The organism is Parabacteroides chinchillae (genome assembly GCF_900108035.1).
In the GTDB taxonomy this organism is placed as follows: Bacteria; Bacteroidota; Bacteroidia; order Bacteroidales; family Tannerellaceae; genus Parabacteroides; species Parabacteroides chinchillae.
Map to the genome: position 1 here is coordinate 22,093 of NZ_FNVS01000020.1, position 20,488 is coordinate 42,580.

Annotated in this window: 16 protein-coding genes and 1 pseudogene; 1 reads left to right on the forward strand and 16 read right to left on the reverse strand. The window is 33.3% G+C overall.

What is annotated here, in order from left to right:
- Positions 1 to 89: 89 nt before the first annotated feature.
- The 16 genes and pseudogenes from C4S38_RS13870 to C4S38_RS13945 form a co-directional block, all read right to left on the reverse strand.
- Positions 90 to 1,283, reverse strand: coding sequence for a glycosyltransferase family 2 protein (locus C4S38_RS13870; RefSeq protein ID WP_103984186.1), 1,194 nt, complete (start codon positions 1,281 to 1,283; stop codon positions 90 to 92).
- A complete protein-coding gene (locus C4S38_RS13875; RefSeq protein ID WP_103984187.1) occupies positions 1,258 to 2,178 on the reverse strand; it encodes a glycosyltransferase family 2 protein in 921 nt (306 codons plus the stop codon). The genes C4S38_RS13870 and C4S38_RS13875 overlap by 26 nt, the downstream gene beginning before the upstream one ends.
- Positions 2,171 to 3,337: a glycosyltransferase gene (locus tag C4S38_RS13880; RefSeq protein WP_103984188.1), complete on the reverse strand. Its 1,167-nt coding sequence runs from the start codon at positions 3,335 to 3,337 to the stop codon at positions 2,171 to 2,173. The genes C4S38_RS13875 and C4S38_RS13880 overlap by 8 nt, the downstream gene beginning before the upstream one ends.
- 180 nt (positions 3,338 to 3,517) lie before the next feature.
- Positions 3,518 to 4,159, reverse strand: a complete 642-nt coding sequence (locus C4S38_RS13885) for a class I SAM-dependent methyltransferase (RefSeq protein ID WP_103984189.1) — start codon at positions 4,157 to 4,159, stop codon at positions 3,518 to 3,520.
- A gap of 82 nt (positions 4,160 to 4,241) precedes the next feature.
- Positions 4,242 to 5,330, reverse strand: a complete 1,089-nt coding sequence (locus C4S38_RS16325; protein ID WP_103984190.1) for an acyltransferase — start codon at positions 5,328 to 5,330, stop codon at positions 4,242 to 4,244.
- Positions 5,331 to 5,412: 82 nt separating this feature from the next.
- Positions 5,413 to 6,525 carry a glycosyltransferase family protein gene (locus C4S38_RS13895; RefSeq protein WP_103984191.1) on the reverse strand — a complete coding sequence of 371 codons (1,113 nt, stop codon included), beginning with the start codon at positions 6,523 to 6,525 and terminating at the stop codon, positions 5,413 to 5,415.
- Positions 6,522 to 7,967: a lipopolysaccharide biosynthesis protein gene (locus C4S38_RS13900; protein WP_103984192.1), complete on the reverse strand. Its 1,446-nt coding sequence runs from the start codon at positions 7,965 to 7,967 to the stop codon at positions 6,522 to 6,524. Before C4S38_RS13900 ends, C4S38_RS13895 begins: the two co-directional genes overlap by 4 nt.
- A gap of 5 nt (positions 7,968 to 7,972) precedes the next feature.
- Positions 7,973 to 8,923, reverse strand: coding sequence for a glycosyltransferase family 2 protein (locus C4S38_RS13905; protein WP_103984193.1), 951 nt, complete (start codon positions 8,921 to 8,923; stop codon positions 7,973 to 7,975).
- Positions 8,883 to 9,509, reverse strand: coding sequence for an acyltransferase (locus C4S38_RS13910; RefSeq protein WP_103984194.1), 627 nt, complete (start codon positions 9,507 to 9,509; stop codon positions 8,883 to 8,885). The genes C4S38_RS13905 and C4S38_RS13910 overlap by 41 nt, the downstream gene beginning before the upstream one ends.
- Positions 9,510 to 9,513: 4 nt before the next feature.
- A complete protein-coding gene (locus C4S38_RS13915) occupies positions 9,514 to 10,629 on the reverse strand; it encodes a glycosyltransferase family 4 protein (protein WP_103984195.1) in 1,116 nt (371 codons plus the stop codon).
- A complete protein-coding gene (locus C4S38_RS13920) occupies positions 10,613 to 11,842 on the reverse strand; it encodes a glycosyltransferase (protein ID WP_103984196.1) in 1,230 nt (409 codons plus the stop codon). Before C4S38_RS13920 ends, C4S38_RS13915 begins: the two co-directional genes overlap by 17 nt.
- A 4-nt stretch (positions 11,843 to 11,846) precedes the next feature.
- On the reverse strand, positions 11,847 to 13,310 hold the full coding sequence (locus C4S38_RS13925; RefSeq protein ID WP_103984197.1) for an O-antigen ligase family protein: 1,464 nt from the start codon (positions 13,308 to 13,310) through the stop codon (positions 11,847 to 11,849).
- A gap of 6 nt (positions 13,311 to 13,316) precedes the next feature.
- Positions 13,317 to 15,254, reverse strand: a complete 1,938-nt coding sequence (locus C4S38_RS13930; RefSeq protein WP_234999408.1) for a GumC family protein — start codon at positions 15,252 to 15,254, stop codon at positions 13,317 to 13,319.
- A gap of 221 nt (positions 15,255 to 15,475) precedes the next feature.
- Positions 15,476 to 16,255 carry a TolC family protein gene (locus C4S38_RS13935; RefSeq protein WP_103984214.1) on the reverse strand — a complete coding sequence of 260 codons (780 nt, stop codon included), beginning with the start codon at positions 16,253 to 16,255 and terminating at the stop codon, positions 15,476 to 15,478.
- A gap of 25 nt (positions 16,256 to 16,280) precedes the next feature.
- Positions 16,281 to 17,036, reverse strand: a pseudogene (locus C4S38_RS16330) (sugar transferase); the annotation flags it as partial.
- A gap of 422 nt (positions 17,037 to 17,458) precedes the next feature.
- Positions 17,459 to 17,821: a response regulator gene (locus C4S38_RS13945; RefSeq protein ID WP_099465335.1), complete on the reverse strand. Its 363-nt coding sequence runs from the start codon at positions 17,819 to 17,821 to the stop codon at positions 17,459 to 17,461.
- Between the two features lie 269 nt (positions 17,822 to 18,090).
- Here C4S38_RS13945 and C4S38_RS13950 point away from each other — a divergent pair, with 269 nt between their 5' ends.
- Positions 18,091 to 20,487: an alpha-L-arabinofuranosidase C-terminal domain-containing protein gene (locus C4S38_RS13950; RefSeq protein WP_234999411.1), complete on the forward strand. Its 2,397-nt coding sequence runs from the start codon at positions 18,091 to 18,093 to the stop codon at positions 20,485 to 20,487.
- Position 20,488: the final 1 nt, after the last annotated feature.

A 20,488-nucleotide genomic window follows, 5' to 3' on the forward strand; every position in this document is an offset into this window, starting at 1 on the left:
TAGTAGATTTCTTGATATTCAAAAAGTATCAATACACAAAAGTATTAAATATGTTGATATGTTTGAATGTTTTTACTCTCATTTTGTATTTATTTTTTCAAATTGTTTCTCTTAGCCTTTATCCAAGCGCCATTGCCTTTGTTTTTCTTGAGGTAGAAAAAACCTTTTATAACGTTAATGTTCATGAATAAGAAATAATATGGTATGAAGAGCGATTTACTCCTTAATTGACGTTGTTCAAACTGATAACCTGCATAAGCCATTATATAAAACAGAGTTTGTAAAATAAATATAGCTGTATAAAATAAAGAACCTTTGATAAGTAAAAGATTTAGGGGTATAAGTATAAACAGAAATAGAGGAGTGATTGTCCAACGTAAAACACGATGACTGATGTATTGAAAGCTTAATGTTCTGAAACGGAAAACATTCAATAAACTGCGTAAACGCCAGATCGACTGCAGTCCTCCGGCAGCGATACGCATTTTACGCTTTTCTTCTTCCTGCATGTTAAGGGATGCACTTTCTATGGCATAGGCATTTTTGCAATAAGCAATTTTGTACCCTTTTTGTGCAATTCGTAGGGACAGAATGAAATCGTCAAGCAAAGTATCATCCGGCATTTGTTCAAATAAATTTGTCCGGATTGCAAATAATTCACCTGCAGCTCCAACTGCCGAATACAGCCGGAAATCCAAATCTTTTAAAGTCGATTCATATTTCCAATAAATACCTTCGCCGGCTGTTGCACCTTGTTTTGCTTGTATTTCAACACGTTTTTCTCCGGCCACACAACCTACTTTTGAATTAGAAAAGCATTTGATAATTTCAGTTATAGCATCTTTATTCAACATTGTATTGGCATCGGTAAATACAATAAAAGGTGTTGTTACGAATTTTATTCCGCGGTTGAGTGCAGCTGTTTTTCCTTGACGTTTAGGTTGATATAATGTAGTTACTTCCGGATATTTACTTAATAAGTTATTCGTATTGTCTGTTGAACCATCAGTAATCCAAATGATTTTCAGTTTATCTTTTGGATATGCCAAAGCTTGACAATTCATCATTTTATCACGGATAATATCTTCTTCGTTATATGCAGCAATGAACAATGTAACTTCCGGTAAGATTTCCGGGGCTTGGAAAGAGTCTGATTTTCCGTAGAATAATTCTTTTACTTTTACAAGTATGAATAGTAATATGCCATATCCCAGATATGTGTAAAAAACAAGGAAAACAGCAAACCAGAATAGTATTTCAATTATAAGCCGATAGTTTTCCATAGGTATTATTTTTGATTACAAATATGAGCCCGCTCATTGTCCCTTTTATTAGCGGGGTAATTAGATTAACTTTATTATTCATTACATATGTAATGAATCGTTTTAGAAAAACGATTGTTGACTGGTAAATGTAAGATGCTATTTTGTCGGTTTTTTTGTCAATCGTTCTTTGAGCATAGATGAACCGGCTGCGTGTGTGGTAATATACTTGTAATGGGCTTTGCTGGCCTACACTGGCACTTTCTTTATGTCCGATTTTTGCCAGTGGTTCATACCAGATGCTAAATCCGGCTTTATGCATATATGTGCACCAATCCAGTTCTTCATAATATAGGAAATAATATTCAGGCATTATTCCATATTTTTCGATATCGGAAGAACGGATAATCATGGCAGCACCATGTGCAAATGTGGTTTCCTGTGCTTCGTCAAATTGTCCATTGTCTATTTGTTGATATCCGATAGCTTGATTTCTGAGAGTAATTAAACTCATTGGTGTTGTACCGGCATATTGGATTCTTTTAATTTCCGGCCAGCAGACAAGTTTAGGGGATACACATCCTATTTTTTTATCACTTTCTAGACGTTTGATTAAAATGGATAATACTGGCTGTGATATGATTGTATCATTATTTAAAAAGAATAGATATTTGCCGGTTGCCTGTTTTATTCCCAAATTATTTCCTCCGGCAAATCCTAAATTTTGATCGCTTCTTATAGTTACAATGGCAGGATATTTTTCTTTAAGCATCCTGTCTTCACGTTGTTTGGATGCATTGTCGACTACAATTAACTCATACGGATGATTTTCATTCTTTAACAAGGATTCAATAAGCTCACATGTGTCGGCAAATCCATTGTAATTAACTGTGATTATTGAGACTTTGTTATTCATCCTTAGTGATACTGTGTGGTGTGTTATTAAATCTCATATCATTATTCCTGACTCTATATAAGGAGGCTATATAACTTTTTATTAAAACGATAAATAGGAGGGGAAGTTTAAATATACTGATCATAAAATCTTTAGTATACATGCTCTTTGGTATTGCTAGTAAATAAGTTAGAGTTGTTCCAATACCTAAATAACACCATTTGACTGCAAGGGAATGGGATATTAATCCGGAAATTAGAATTAGTAGTATAATCAATATTAATCGCAAAGGTCGGGGGAATGGTATCCATTGGATACATTTATCAATATAATTGAAATTGAATTTTTTAAAATTGAAATTTTTTATCAAAGATATGAACGCTAATATCTGAGCATGAAACCAACGGGATCTTTGCCGGACTAATATTTCTTTTTGGGATGTTTTTTCGTCATATACATAAATATCATTGGCATAGTCTACAAAAACATTTTGTGTGGCTAACAAAAGCTCTAATTCTTTGTCTTCGGCAAAAGTATAACATTGTTTCATGTTTTGTTTTAACCATGTAAAATCAAATACCATACCAGATCCAATAAGTGCTGCGGATAATCCTATATTTATATGTCCTTTGCGAAAAACGGTATTGTTTATTTCTTCTGCTATTCCATCCCAGATAGCAATGGACGTATTATCATTCTTTTTAGTCCGGTGTGTTTGTAAGGCTTTACAGTTTTGTGTGACTTCATTTATACGACTGAGAAAATTTATGTCTGTAATGTTGTCGGCATCCATAATAATAACCTTATCAAAATTCCTTAGGTTTTCTAAAGCGAGCGTAAGTGATTTATGCTTCATGCTTTGTTCAAAATTTGCAATAATGAGTTTTATTGGTAGCTGTGATAATGCTTGATTTGTTGAGTCTTGCATTTGATCCGATACGACAATTACCTGATATTTATCCTTCGGATAATCCTGACACAAAAAATTTTCTATAGATTCTATTATAATTTTGTCTTCTTTATATGCAACATAGATGATTGCAAAACTTTGTTGTTTTATATTGGATTGAATATTCTTTTTTTTAGGTATAAATGAAGCGAGTGTAAAAAAGAAATCGTAGGCTGTAAATAGCGTTACAATGGTAAAAAGTATGATGTCTATAATGAGAAAAAAATTCATTGCGCTTTTTATGCAAAATTAAAAATAATATTTTAATAAAAAGTGAAAGATGAAGTTTAAATAGAGAAAAAAGTGTTGATATTTAAAGCCTATCCGGCCAATAAAAATAAAGGATTTTTTATTGGTCAATTATTCAATTCAAACTTAATAACTTATACCAATTTTAATTGTTCTTCGTTTTTATGTAGTTATTTTGCACTGAATAATCATGTGGCACCATAGATACGGAAATCTTCCAGCTCCTTTAAATTTTATATCTTTGAAACCGACTTGTGATAATTGTCTAGATATTGTATTCCGTGACCAAAATTTAATATGCCCTCCAACCCATAATGCGCTGTAATGATAATCCATTTTTCCTGCTAATGCCAACATGATATTTTTTAAATAGCCATGATATGGAGTAGATAAAATAAAAATTCCTTCATCATCATCTTTTTCTAAGTTGTTTTTCAGGATATTACGGACCAGAACGACAAATGATTCCGGATTATATAGATGTTCAATGACTTCTGTTGAAATAATGGTTTTGAATCGTATATTCTGTAATTTGGCAGGTAAGTTATCTGTCTCTATATTGTTCGCAAAAAAATGTCCGGGATGCTTTCTATTGGCTATAGCAATGCCTTTTTCTGAAAAATCGATGCCATAAACACAATACCCTTTATCTATTAGTTTATTCGCAAAATAACCATTTCCACAACCAATGTCGAGAATTGGAGATCCATCTTTAGGTAACATCTTTTCAATGGGGTCACATAGATATCTATGGTAGAAAGCTGGTGCATCATCTTTCCATCCAAAATCTAAAATAGCAGGCATATTTTTATCACGAATTTATAATTTCTGTATTTGTGACAAATATAATTTATTTTTAATAACCAGATGATTTTTTGATAGACTTTTATTTCAAATAGGCAGATTTAAAATAGCTCATTCCAATTTCGATTAATTTGTATATTTCTAATTCTGCTTTTCGAGTTAAAACAATTCTTACTTTATCTATCAATATGCAAGCTAGTATTATCAATAGTGCGTATAAGATGAAAGTGGATACCAGTAATATATTATTATGGATAATTGTGTCTAAATAAATAATAGATTTTGTGCAATAAGCCCGGATATATTGGTTATCTTGTAATATATATATGGCTAAACTGGATGATGCCATCCAATTAATCGTTTTGTTCTGAAATTTCATGTTTTTAAAGAGGAAAAAGAAAGATATGGCTGAGATAATTACAAATGGACTATTGTATGGATAGGCTAATTGTTCAATTTTTTTGATGTTAATGTCAAGGTATCCTATACCCAATGCGATTGTAGCAATTACCAAAGATGATATAATATAAGTTGATAGGGAAATTATTTGTATGGTTTTAGGCGAATATTTTGTAAGGTCTACATATAAATAAAGATATCTGCCAATAAAATATAAATAGATGAAATTCATTATATTATATCCATTCGGGTTTATTGGGCCTCTAAATAAGTATCCGAAATAAAAAGTTAATATGGAGAGTGAAATCAAAATTTTTATATATTCTTTTTGAGACAGGTGTTGTATTGCTTTGTTAAGTATAGGAGATAATAATAATAAATATACATAAACTTGTATAAACCACAATTGTGAGTAAGAAAAAGGCATAAAAGAACAAATAAATTCTTTTATGTTAAAATGACATCCTTCTGTGTATAATTTGCAAAAGTAAATACATACATAATAGAATATACATGTCAGATATAACTTTATAAGTTTTTGCCAGCTATCTTTTATCCCATAGTATCCTGAGATTAGTACAAAACAATTTACGGCAATTATTAGGAAAGCATTTAAGATATAAAACTGGGTATTTTGTGGATTGAATTTAACTGTGTATAATTCCATCCCATGAACAATAAAATGATGTATGATTATATAAAACATGCAGACCAATCTAAGTAATTCTAAATTAGAGTTTCTTTGCGATTTAGTATGATTTATTGGATTCATGATTTTTATCAGTTTATGTCGTTGTTACTATGGTAAATATAAAATTTATTGAGTTGTATATTAATGAATAATTTGATATTACTTATATTATTGCTTTTAGTACAGTTTTCATTTGGTTAGTCCATGAAAGGGAAGAAATTGAATTTCTGATTTCAGAGGGAGATAAAACTAATTTTTTATGGAAATCGATAATATTTAAAATGTTTATGTAGCTCTCGTCTGCCGGAACTTTCATAATATACGGCATATTCTCAAAATCATTATCGGTCTCAGAGTAAATGAATGACAACCCTCTGGCTGCATACTCTCGGTTTTTTAAAGTTTTTATGTGGGTAATACCACTTCTGTGTCTTGCCAGACTTCCTATTGCCATGTCTGCATGTTCAAATAGCTGGTCTAATTCATTACCGTATTTCGCACCATGGATGATAACGTATTTTTCTAAATGATTTTGTTGTATCAAAGGTAAAATTTCATTTCTTTCTCTGTCGCTAAAAAAATCACCGACAATATGAAAATATACTTTATATTCGGGAAATGTTTCGTAATAATGGGCAAGGCTTTTAATTAATCTGTCGAATCCATGCCAATAGTGAATTTCTGCAACTCCTATTAAATGGAGTTCTTTATTTGTATCGTTGATGGTTTGTTTTAGTTTTATTTGGCTGAAATCTATTCCATTTGAGATCTTTATAGTTTGAATTCCGAAAATTGAATTATAGTCTGAAAAAGTAATGATTCTATATAATTGCTTTGCAAGGAGATAGCGAAAACATTTATCGATCAAAATTTTCCGCTGTTTTAGCAAACCTGCATATTCTTGATCGTAAGGATATGTCGGAATTTCCATCAATATCTTTATCCCGGCTTTTCGTATTTTATATGCCATCCATAATGTAAAAGGATTCGCATTATGGTTAGAACGCATATAGACAAAATCAATATTTTCTTTTTGTATGTATTTTAAAATTGATGTATATTCTATTCTTTTTAATATTTTACTTTTTATTCCGTTTCCATAATCACACAAAATAGTCGAATCTATAAGCCTTTGCTTTTTATCATTGTCTTCTTGTAAATAACAGAGCCTGGTATCAATGCCACATATTTGTAAAGCGTTGACCTGATAATGGATTTTTTTGCTAATACCATTGGAGGGATTGAAACCGTGAAATATAAGGAATAGGGCTTTCATCTCTGTATTTTTGACTTGATAAAATTAATAATGTTGTAAGTACCGGTTGTTTGGATGTATATGGTAAATGAAATAATAAATAGTGTAGATTTTATTATTAAGCTTACGATTAATGAAAAATCTTTGGTTGCGTATTGTATTGGGAATAAAATCAGAATTAAGATAATTGATAATATCGCAGGAGAGCAAAGTTGCTTTAATAGATATTTTATATTACGTTTTAATGTAGATGTATACATTAAGATATAACATTGAAAAAAATTTATTGTAAATGTAAGGCAGATGCACCAAGCTACTGCTTCTAATTTTTTAAATAAGAATATGCCGATCAGAATTGCGGTTACATTTAATGTTGCGGAAAATAATCCGCAAATAAAAAGGTTTTTAGTATCGTTTGCTGCTTGGTATATGGAACCTGATGTCGACAGTATAATTTGTATACCAACAGATAACGATAGTATCTGGAATACAGCAATGGAAGGATACCATTGTTCGCCAAAAATAAGCAGGATAATTTCTTTTGCACAAAACCACAATAATACGGAGAGAGGAAATCCGATAAAAGCTAAGTAATGGATCACTTTTTCGTAAGAGACGGATAGTTTTTGTAAATCGTTCTGAAAGTTGGAGAAAATAGGGTGCATTACAGGTGATATAACATGGGTGATATTCTGAAGAGGTAACATCATTAATCGGTATGATTTTTCGTAATAGCCTAATGCTTGCATATCCATATATTTACCTATCAGTAATTTATCAAGGTTCCTGCTGAAATAATTAATTATATTGAACATGAACTGGTATGCTGAAAAACTGAAAATCTTTTTTATTGAAGCAATCCCTAAAGTTAACCGTAATTGTAAGGGCTTTTTTCTGTATGAAATGAAGAATAGTAAAATACTGGAAAATATAGGGTTGATTATTAATGCATATAAACCTGTTCCTAATAAGGCTGCTGTGACGGCTGCAACTCCTCCTATTATTTGTATACAAAGACTTCTGTATGCAATGAACTTAAATTCTTTTTCTTTATATAATAAGGCATTAGGGACAATGTTTAGAGTTGCGAAAAAGAGATTTACGGTTAATAACTGACTAATGGTTAATAATATATCATCTTGATAGAACCAGGCAATAGGCCATGAACATAAAAAGAAAATTATTGATATACAGATACCAAGCCAAAATGTGAAAGAAAAGATATCGTTCAAATCTTCTCTACATAACTCTTTGTTTTGGATAATGGCCGGACTTATTCCTAAGTCACTGAAAATATTGAAAAATGAAATTATTACAGTTGCAATTGCTACGACACCGAATTTTTCAGGAGCTATTAAACGTGCTAAAATACCAGCAACTACCAGGGAAATAATAATACCCGAGTATTTAGAAATAGCTGTATAAAATACACCTGATAAAAGTTCTTTTTTAGTGTCTGTCATATTTATTATTCTGTTATTTCTAAAAAAACAGGTCCTTTATTTTGAGTTGTTTTTCTATTATGCCGACTTTTAGCAAAGACGAATATGCTTTTACATATGTATATTAGTGGCTTTAATGATTTATATTTTATCATGCAAGTTACTTCATCTATTATGAGATTAGCGTACGCCTTGATAAATGCTTTGGCTAATGTATTATTGATATTATTGAAGTCGACCAGAAAAGCAGAGGTGTATTTTAAATAAAATATTTCGTTTGGTTTTCTTTTTCTGTCTTCTCTGTCGTGTACTGCTATTAAATATGGGCAAACTCCTGATTTGTATCCATGGAAGTGAATTCGATGTAAGAAATTATTATCCTCACCATAATGATAAAAAACGGGAGAGAAACCTCCTGTATTCATTAGACATTCTTTCGAAATCAGCCAATGAGCAGCCATAACAAAATCAACTTCGTATACTTCTTTACATTTCTGCAAATAAATATCAGATAAAATGTTGTCTTTATTTTTCCCAATTGATAGTGCAGCGAAATAATCGTCTAATTTATCTTTCGGTGCATTTAACTGCATTGGGCTTAATACACCGTATTGAGTATTTGATTTTTGAATTTTAATCAATGTATCGAAAGTATCAGGTTCTACCCAAGCATCTTGATTTAAAAGGTAAACATAATCGGCTTGATGCCTGAGTGCATATCCAATACCTATATTATTGGCTTTTCCAAAACCTAGATTTTTATGATATTCAAATAGTATGACTGAAGGATAATCTGCTTTTATGATTTGAACCGTATTATCACTGGAGTTGTTATCAACAACTAGTATTGTTGATGTAATGGTTGATTCATATATACTATTAAGACATTTATGAATCCATTTAGCTCCGTTATAAGTTACAATTATTACATATAAATTATCCATGTACTTTGATCCATTCTTGTTTATTTGTATCATAATGTTTTATAACTTTTGCCGGATTACCAACTGCTATGGAATAATCAGGAACGGATTCTGTAACAACACTTCCTCCACCTATGACAGTGTGCTTTCCTATATGAACACCTGCTGTTATTATACTGTTTGCACCGATCCAAGACCCATCGCCAATATATATGGGAGCTACGGTAACACCTTGCTTTCGGATTGGTGTTTTTATGTCTTGATAATTATGGTTAAGACCGGACAGGACAATATTTTGTCCTAATATTACATCATTTCCTATATTTACAGGACCAATGATCGTGTTCCGTAAACCAATGAGTGTGTTCTTGCCTATGTGTACGGCACCCACCCCGTTATCTATAACGGAATAATTTTCTATCAGACTGTTATCACCCAAAGAAAAATGATTAATAGGACTGATATTCATAATAGCAGACCTCCTGATTTTAGAGCGTTTGCCATACTTAAATAAAAATGGATTGAGTAGTTTTACCCATCTTCTGGGACAAGAACCCCTTTGGTTCATTATTAGAAAATGAACGAGCCCTTTTAATTGGGGATTTTTGTTGACTTTTTGTTTCAGAAATTCTCGATCCATTTGATTAAATTATTTGATTGTATAGAGATATAAGGCTTTCTGCGGTGTTTTTCCAGGAAAATTTCTTTACCCGATGTAATCCATATTGCACTTGTTCTTCGTAATAGATAGTGTTGTTTTCTAATTCTAACAACTTCTGGGCTATTTCATTTTCGTCATAAGGATTTACTAAAATACCTTCAGACCCTGCAATCTCAGGCATAGCAGAAGTATTGCCTGCAATAACTGGAGTACCGCAAGCCATAGCCTCCAACATCGGTATACCAAAACTTTCTCTTAAAGATGTGTATAAGAAGGCAAATGCTCCGCTATATAAATAGGGGAGATCTGTATTTGGTATGTATCCGGGACAGGAAAGGTAAGGCTTTATATTTTCTATGTTTAACTCTTCTAAAATCAGATTAAGAACATCTTCTTTTAAGTCTGCGATTAATAGCGGGCGTTTTACTTTTGATTTTTTTAAATATATGCTATATGCTTGCAAAGTACGCTGTACATTTTTCTTGGGATCAGTATTTCCTAAGAAAAAAATATAATTATCAGCAGTGATATATTTTTGTGCAATAGGTTTAGGTGAAGCAATTGGATAAAAATGCTGGTTGTATCCATTATAGATTGACATGATTTTTTCATTGGGAAGATGAAGTGCTTCTTGTATTCGGTCACATTCAAAATGAGATACTGTGATGATTTTCTTACATTTAGAAAGAATGCGCGGTACGACTATTCTACGATAATGCCATCCCATATTTTGGTACCAAGATCTGCTTTTGCTTTGACGGGGCTCTAAAAAGATAATGTCGTGTAAAGTTAATATTAGTGGTACGGGTGAATAAATAGGTGCAGTGTTGCTTGTACAATGTAGGATATCCGGTTTTATTTTAGCTACAGCCAATGGAAGCGCAACCTGTTCCCAAAGTGGGTAGGAGGGACATTTCACTTCAATAATATGTACATTGTTTGTTTCTTGCAGACAATGGTCTTCTCCCGGCCTTACGAAAATATAATATTCATTTTCATGATCTATTTTTTGTAGCTCTTTTATGCTTTCCAAAGCTACAAAATCCATACCATGTTTGTTTGTCCTAAAAATACGTTGTGCTTCAATGGCTATTTTCATTTGAATTGGAATGTTTTGTATGCATGTGTTTGTTTTTCCCTCCCTTTAACCGGAAGAGATTCAGGAACATTAAAATGAAAAGAAAAGGTAAACAGAGAATTGCTTTTTTTAATTTTCTATCAACTAAATAGTCTGGAATTGCTATGCTTAAAGTAATGCCTAGTAAGACCAATAATCCCCACCATTTAAGAGCTAGCGTGAAGTTAACGATAGTAAGAAAAACTGCCAGTAACGTGATAAACCCTAGCAATAAAATACGGGGAGGCATCATCCATTGGAATATTTTGTCACAATAATCCCAATAGCCTTTAAATATAGCAGAGGGTAATTCCGTCAGTCCTGAAAATAAATTACTGAATTGAGTAGAAAGCCAACGCTGGCGTTGATTATAAAATTCTTTATTTTTCCGGACTTTTTCGTCAAATGTGTATACGTTTTCTAAATATTCAATATATATATTCTGGAGAAGTAGTCGACGTTCCATATATTTATCTTCTCCGATATCATTGATGTTTTGTATGATATCTTTGAAAATGTCATATTCGAAAGCCATGCCGGAACCACTGAGACCCGAAGAAAACCCTAAGCGGGTATGTCCTTTTCGGAAAATAGAGTTGTTAATTTCTTCACTGACAGCATCAAGAACTGCAGTGTTGGTATCCCTGTTTTTGGCAATTCTGTGAGTTTGAATTGCTGAACAACCACAATAAAACGCATCATTTATTTTGTCTAAATAATCGGGCTTGACAACATTGTCAGCATCTAATATAACAATATTATCGTAATATAATGATTGAGATTCCATATACTTAACAGCCTCTCGCAATGCACGGACTTTGAAACTTTTTTGTTCGTTCATTTTGATGACTTTGACGTTTAGGTTTTGTAATTGCAGATTTGTTTGATCACTCATCATGTTTGAAATTACAATTATCTCATAAAGATCACGCGGATAGTCTTGGTTTAAAAAAGAACGAACAGAATCAATAATTACTTCATCTTCCATATAGGCCGGGAATAATATGGCATAACGATATTTTTTAGAAGCTTTGGGAAAAGTATACGGAGCTTTTCTTGTTGAATTGAATGCAAAAACAAATAGATATAAAACGAAAATAAAGAAAAACAAAAATATGATTGCATCAACTAATTGAAAAATATATTCTTGTTTTTCAAGCCAATTATGTCCTATATTGAAAATTTGTTCTACCATAGTTTTATTTACTTGTATTTATCGTAGACGATGAACAATTTATTTCGTTATCAAAATATTTAGCATTTAGTACAATAGTTAAACCCATAAAAGCAATTATCATAGTGGGAAATTGTCCCCAAAAAGAATTGCCGTAAGCACTAATGAACATGCCAAATATACCACACAGCCATCCTGTCAATTGTCCTTTTAATTCAGGATCTCGTATTTTATAGGCTAAAATCCAGGCACCTCTTCCTATGCTGATAAAAATCATGCCAAGATAAATAACTAATCCAACGACACCTGTTTCTACCCATATTTTTACATACCATGAATCTGTAGGGATAGAAGTTGTAAATCTGCGGGAGATTTTCCAACCTAGTCCGTCTCCGGATAATCCCAGTCCTTCACCAAATGGTTTATGTTTAAGATATGTACCCAATTTGCGCTGATTCTCTTTACGTACATTGAATGAGGCATCTTTTGTCGGGGTAAATGCTGTACGCATACGCCGGATCATAGTGTTGCCCTGGCCAATTGTAGTGAAAGCAAAGAATATATAAATAAAAACCAACGTGCTACCACTTGTTATAATGGCTTTTGCATTTTTACTAATCAGGATAAAAAGAGCTAATCCTGCAATGGGGACAATCATCGCACCTCTGGTTCCGCTCAAAAACATGGCATATATCGCTAATATTGAAACGATCAAATAATATATTTTCAGCCATTTTGTTCGTATGTAAAAAGCTGATATACCAAAAAGTATCCCGGCGCATCCCATGTTTGCACCAAAGTTACTAGCGTCAGTAAAAAATGAAAAATAACGGGTTCCTGTGCTGAGTAAATGGGTTGTATCATCAATTAGCCAGATACGTTCATAAAGATCAAATCCTATAAATTTTTGAATTATAGCTTTTATAACTGCAATAATAGTAAAAAGGGAGAAGATAATTAATAATGCTTGAATGGTTTTATAACGCGTACATAACAGAGATGTCAAAACCGAGATTATGAGACCATTAATTATCAGATTCCGGGATAAAAGCCACCCCTGGAATACAGCAGAAGGATTTACTAATTCAAGAATACAATAAACCACCCAGATGAAAGAACTAATAGTTAATATATTAATAGCTCTTTTCCATTCTATATCATGTAAAAGGGTGCTATGCATAAATATCAGAATTATAGCAAGCGCATATAATATATCCATCAGCACACTTATTCCTTCTATATTAACATATCGGGTAATACCCATTATAAAATAGTTAACGGTAAAAATAACGAACAGAAGTACTGTCGGAATTTGTAGTATGTATATACTTAATATACATATTAATGGAATAGCTGCAATTGTAATGCCAAGTCCTAAATTGTTGAATATTAAAGCCACGCCAATTCCTCCCAACCCTATTGCGAATAGAATATACAACAGATTGATGGGAATTTGATTCCTGATATATGTATTATCACATGGCTTCATGTAAAGTTATTTTTTTATGGCAGAATCTTTTGCTGTAAGTCCCATATACATCATTCTGTTGGCAATGGATCTCATAGAACTGACCGGGGGAAGCTGTCCGAAGAAATCTTCTACCGCTTCACGTGAGGCATTATTCAGATAAATATATAATGGTACATCTTTTATTATGCCTTTCAGGTGGTTCACATATTCATCATCACTATATTTCCAAACTCTACGTGCGTTGGCAACTAAAATAGTTACATCGGATTTTTCTAAGAGGACAACAGGCAAACTCTCTTTTTGGACTGCCGGATATTCCAATAAAAGAATGTCTGGCTTTTTATGGGTTTTGTAGAGTATATTAAATTCACTTGCCGTAATAAAAGATGCAGTAATTGGAAAATCTTTTCCTGCTACAAGATAGAGTACTTCCAAACCCTGTTCTTCCCATTGGGATTTTATATATTTGGCTATAAAACTTTTTCCTTCCTTTGGTTCAATACTAAGAAGATTAATAACGAGGGTTTTGTCTTTTCTTAAATATTGATTCAAACGATTACAAAGATATGATGCAGAAATACGATTGCACATTTTTATAAAACCTCTATATCGTAATTGGGCATTTCCTGTAAAAGCCCCTAATATAGGAAGATGGGTAAGGCGACGGGTACGTTCTGCATCCCGGAGCGTGCGATCTAGAAGCTCAACAACTAAATTGAACCCGATAATAAATATCATGGAAGTAAGGAATGCAGCTATAATAAGTAGCATTCGTTTACTTTTATCACTTGTTAATGGAAAAACAGGTTCTGTAATAGTATTCAGATTTGAACTAGTCAATAACAAGTCTTTTTGTTTCATTTTTGCCATATTCAAAGCATGTAATACCTCTTGATAAGATGCTTCAACTAATTTAATTTCCCTTTCTTGCCGGTTAATTTGTGTTCCTACAGGAGAGTAGGTCTGATATTGCTCCTTAAATTCTTGTTTGCGTTCGTCCAATATTTTTAGATCAGCCTGAGCTTTGGCACGAATCAGTGTTTGTTGCAGCCATTCATTAACGAGATTGTCAATGGCAACACCTTCTTTGCTTTCTTTGTAACTGTTTATCTGATTTGTCAATACGGCAATCTTTTGTTCTGCATTTTTTAGTTCTTCTTTATATCTTTTTAAATCATCGTCGGCATCTTGTTTATCTTCAGATGTGAAAATTTCTATTTCAGTTATCTTCCCGTTGATGGTGGAAATTTGTTCAAGTGTTTTTATAAAGTCATCATTAACAGAAACAAGCTTTGTTCTTATATCCATGTATTGATTTAGCTCTTCTAGTATTTTAGTCGCACTTTCGTATGCCCTTTTTGTTTCTTCATAACGGTTTTCGTAATCTGTAAATGAAATGGCAATGGCTTTTGTTTGTTCCAAATAATTGATGACACTATTTTCTATATTGTATTGAGTAAGTTTGTCTTCCAGGTTCGTTAATTGAGTTCTTAATCTTTTTAATTCATCTTCGTAATACTTTACAATATCGTTCACTGTTTTATAACGTAGAGCACTGTAAGAATTACGTAATTCCTCACTTGTTAGTTTAACCGTACTTAATGCAATACCTGGGTCTGGAGATTGATAGGAAATATTAATCAAATCACTATTTCCCATACGTACAATTGAAATTTTAGACAGTGCATCACTGCTGTAAAAAGGATTATTCCCATTGAATAGTATATAAAAAAATCCCCGGGGATCGTCTTCTTTATATTGATTGAAATTTGCGACAGTTTTTTCGAAAGAATTTTTATCTACTAACTTTATTATTTCCTTGGGAGTAATAGCAAGTAATTCTTTGTAATTCTTTGCTGTGATATAGATATTGTCCTCCAAAGGGTTTCCCTGAATTAAATCTATGGCTACTAATTTCAATGATACTTTTTCTTGTGAACCTTTGGATTTAGTTAAGTTCACAATGTTGTCGAATGTGTTATTGATAGATTGCCAATCAGGCCTGGACTCATCACTTAATCCGGACTGCGAAGTGATACCGGTATAAATGCTGGTACTCACAGTATAAGTCTTTCCTAAAAATTGTGAAAAATAGATCACAAGGGCTGTAATAATGGATGTCCCGAATATTAACTGGTATCGGATTCTATATAAAAAACGTGATATATAGAGTGTTATATCCATTACCTGTTGATGATTTTGACATTTGTGAGCATCTCTAATAAAGTAACAGCATTATGCAATGTGGCTCTGCCTTCCTGGTAGGTAATAACAGCGTTAGATCGGCGGCTTCTTTCCATAGACAAGGCAATGATGTCAATTTTTCCATTGATAAAGTCTTGTTCGGATATTTTCATCTGAGCGTTATATAAAGCTGCAGCATCAGATTTAGCTTTTAATGTAGCTAATTCTTGTAAAACATTATTGTATGCTTCAAGTATTTTGAGCTTACGTTCTTCAATTGATATTTCATATTCATAATCCAACTGGCGGAGTTTTGCCCTTGTAGCTCTTGTTTTTTGTTTTTGCCCAAATAAATTACCGAACGGTATGCTTACTGAAATACCTCCGTTATAGGTATGTTGGTTGTTTCCTATACTGGTTAGAAAAGGATTTTCATCTGTTGTCGATGTCGTGGAAAGTGAAACAATGCTGCCATATTGATATTGTCCATATATACGGAAATAGTTAAGCCATTCTCTTTTAGTTACTTTCATCTCTGCATCAGCTTCTTCACGTTTTGCTTCGAATATTTTAATAGAAGGGTGATCATAAACTGATTGTAAAAATACAGACAATGAAGGTAACTGTATGCGTTCGTAATCATCCAGCATAGCTTGGATAGAGTCGCTTCCCGAACGAACTCTTACTTCTGTTGCCTTATCGAAATAAGTTTTTTTCTGCTTTTGGGCAAAAACTAAAACAGGAGTGAATAGTATAATTATGACTAGAAATTTTTTCATAGACCAATGTATTATATAATTTATCTTATACATTCTCCTTTTGGATGAATGCCGTAAATGTCTTGAAAATAATTGTCATATCCAAAATGAAAGAGAACGATTTGGCATATTTTATATCTAATTGTTTCCTTTCTTCTGCAGACATTTTTCCGGCATCTCCACGTTTCTCTACTTGCCACAATCCGGTTAATCCGGCCGGAGCCATGAATCTCTGTATGTATTCGTCACTAGTAAGTAATTCGGCTTCGTATAAAGGTAGCGGACGATTCCCTACAACTGACATATCACCTTTTAATATATTAAATAATTGGGGCAATTCGTCAATGCTATACTTACGTATAAATTTACCTACATGAGTTATTCGCGGATCGTTTTCCAATTTGAAAAAAGTGTTGGAACGCTCTGTCTGTTTCGTTTTTAAATATTCGTTTTCTGATGTTTTTTGATTGTCCGAAAACAGAACAACTTGGCTTTGGTCATATTCTGATACAGATATAGTGTCGTTTTTTTTATTCATTGAAGCGCAACCTGTATCATCTTCGGCCATATACTGATTCAACCGTTTATATTCGGCCAGTCGTCTGTCGGCGTCGGCATACATGGAGCGGAATTTGTAAAAATAAAATATCTTATAATTACTGCCTACACGCTTGGCTTTATAGATAACCTGTCCTTTGCTTTCCAAACGGATAGCCAATGCTGTGGCAAGAAGAACCGGGGATAGTAATAATATAGCCGATAAAGATGATATAATGTCAAAAAAACGTTTCCATGGAGGCATTTTGAATGTGCTTAAATCACATTCCGCAAGAGTGTCATTTGTCTGGGTTTTGTTGTGATAGGTTATGGCAAATGATATCATTTTGTTTATTTCTTCCTTTGTAATATTTTGAGAAATAATACAATCTATACCCGCTTTCAAATAAGGTAGTTTTTCTTCTTTTGGTAAGGGAGAACTTACCAGAATAATATAAATATTGGGATATAATTGTACTAACTGTTTGATTATATGGACATCCGTACTTGTGTGTTTTCTTTCAAAAAATATACAACATTCAATCTCATTGCTTTTCTGATTGCTTGTTTGAGAAAGCAAGTTATTTACCCGCAGACTATTTGAGCAAATGGAGATATCCTTGTTTATTGCTTTTTTTAAATGTTCTGCAATTTGTATATTATTTCCGAAAAAGACGTAATGCATCTCTATCTAAGGATTCTTTTTATTCTAACTCGTAATTCTTCCGGGTTAAATGGCTTTAAAATAAAGTCTTCAGCGCCTTCTTCAAATAAACGTATTCTGTTTGCACTGCTTTCAACAGAGGATAGAATTAATACTGGAATGTCTTTAAACATTTCATTAGACTTTAAATATATCAAAAAGTCTTCACCTGTCATCTCCGGCATATTCAGATCGGAAATGATTGTATCTGGAATATTTCCCTCTTTCAACCATGCAATTGCTTTGATCGGATTTTCAACATATTTTACTTCGTAAAGAGATAAGTAAAGCATGATGATCTTCGCAATCTCTGGTTTGTCATCAACTAAAAGAATCGATTTTTTCATACAACAATACCAAAGTACCCGTTTTTACATCTTTAAATGTCATACTGCAAAAGTAAAGCAATTATTTTAGAAAAACTATATAATTCATTACTTTTTTAGTCCCATATGAGACTGGATAATAAAAATGGGATATATAAAAAATAATTATTTAGTTTTGTACAATCAAATATGCGAGATAATAAATGGATAGATTAAAATTATATTTTTTGCCCATATGGCCTTTTGTATGTGGGTTGTTTTTTTTTCATTTAACAGGATGTAGGCCTGAAATGCCAATTACGTCTGTTATAACCATTGATGCAGAAAGCGTAACACTCTCTACAAATAAGGAATTATACGGGCTGTCTTTTGAAGAAATTAATCATGCTATAGATGGCGGAATATATGCCGAACTGATACAAAACCGTAGCTTTGAAGATGGAGTTCCTCCTTTGAATTGCCCTTTTGATGCTTCCCGGAATTTATTAATTACTCCTAATGGATGGACTTTACCTTTTATAAAACCCGATTCTATACCTGGCTGGCATTGTCTGTCTCCAAATACAAATATATATCCGGATAGCAAAGAGTTAATCAATGATGCGAATAAAAGGTCATTATTGGTTTCTGCAAATGCATCTGCTGAAGGGGGGAGAGGTGGTGTTGTTGCTGAAGGTTATAAAGGAATACCACTCCGAAAAGGTGAAAAATATAATTTGTCGTTATTTATTAAAGGTGCTACAATAACCCCGAAGACGGTTCATGTTACATTAGAAGATTCGGTAAAGGCTTCTGTATTGAGTGATATCGCAAGTTTTCCTGCATCCTATGAATGGAAGCAATTTTATCATACTTTTACAGCTAACCGTGATGTAGACAATGCTGTTTTGACAATCTCTGTCGATACATCTGCCATATTTTGGTTGGATATGGTTTCTTTATTGCCTGAAAAGACTTGGAATGGCAGGCCAAATGGTTTGAGAGCTGATTTGATGGAAAAAGTAAAAGCTCTTAATCCTGCTTTTATTCGTTTTCCTGGAGGAAGTTTTGTTGAAGGATATACAGCCGGTACTTATCCGGTCTGGAAAGAAACAATAGGAAATGTGGCTGGACGTAAGCACTTTTGGGGTGTTTGGTCTTATGGCACTACCAACGGCATTGGCTTTCATGAATATTTGCAAATGTGTGAAGATCTGGAAGCAGAACCTGTCTATGTTGTTAATAGCGGTGTGACAAGCCAAAGCCGCCGTCCCCGTTATGAAGATATAACAGCTATGGATAAACTGGTGAAGGACGCATTGGATGCTATTGCGTATGCAAATGAACCGGCCGATTCTACTTATGGAGCTATGCGTGCCAAGAATGGCCATCCCAAGCCATTTGGTTTGAAATATATAGAGATTGGTAGTGAAAATTACGGGCAAGAATATGCAAAACGTTTTGCTTTGTTTCGTGATGCCATTAAAAAAGCTTATCCGAATATAACTGTTATAAGCAGCTCTTTTATTTCACGTAAAAATAGAGCAGATTGGGTTGACTCGCATTTTTACTCAACAGAAAACTTCTTTATCTCTAATAATGACCGCTATGAGACGGATAAGAACTATCGTCGTTCTCAAGGTGTTTTTATCGGAGAGTTTGGTTCCGTATCGGAAAAAGAGACAAGTACATTGCAGAATGCAATAGGTGAGGCGTGCTTTCTTATTGGGGCGGAAAGTAATCCGGATATAGTTAAAAGACTGGCTTATGCGCCAGTCTTTATTAATACTAATTTTGAACGTAACCGTTCGGCAATGATTGCATTTAATAATACACAGATTGCACTTTCGCCATCATATTATTTATTACAGATATTTGCCAATAACCAGGGAGACGAGGTTTTGAAGACGGAGGTCGATACGTATAAACGTCCTCAGATTACATTCGGCAGAGCTGCAATTGAACTATTTGACAACAGCTATGATATTAAGGATGTTAAAATAAATAATACATCAATAACGGACGCAGTTGTCCAAACCGGCGGATGGAAAATGGATGATGGCACTTTTGTTCCTGATGCAAATCGTTGGAACTATGTATTAATGGGTGATTCTACTATGCATGATTATGAACTCTCTGCGACTATCCAGCGGACAAAAGGTAGTGGACAAATACAATTTCGTTTACGTGATAACGGAATGGTGGATGAAAAGAGTAATTATATAGGCATGACAATCGGTGCAGGTGTTTCTGAATTATATCAACAAGCTGCTACTGTAAGGGATTCCCTTGTTGCACTTAAACCCTTTGCTTTTGAAAATAACCGTTGGTATACAGTTAAATTATCTTGCAAAAATGAGCAGGTCAAATGCTATGTGGATGATGTTTTACTACATGAGGTTAATTTACGGCCGCTACCTTCGTTAGTCTCTGTCGCAACTTTGGATAAAAAGACGAATACGATTTTATTGAAAGTGGTTAATACTACCCGCCATGAAGAAAAGACCGAACTGAAGTTAAATGGTATAAGCGTAAAAAATAATGCTGAACTGATTCAACTGGCCGGTTCGCCGGAGACGATGAATACAATTTCTGTTCCGGACGCTATTACCCCTGTTAAGAAACGCGTTTCCTTTTCTATCGGAGGGCCTATGGTCTATAAATTCCCGCCTAATTCTATTACGTTGTTGAAATTAGAGGTAGACTGAT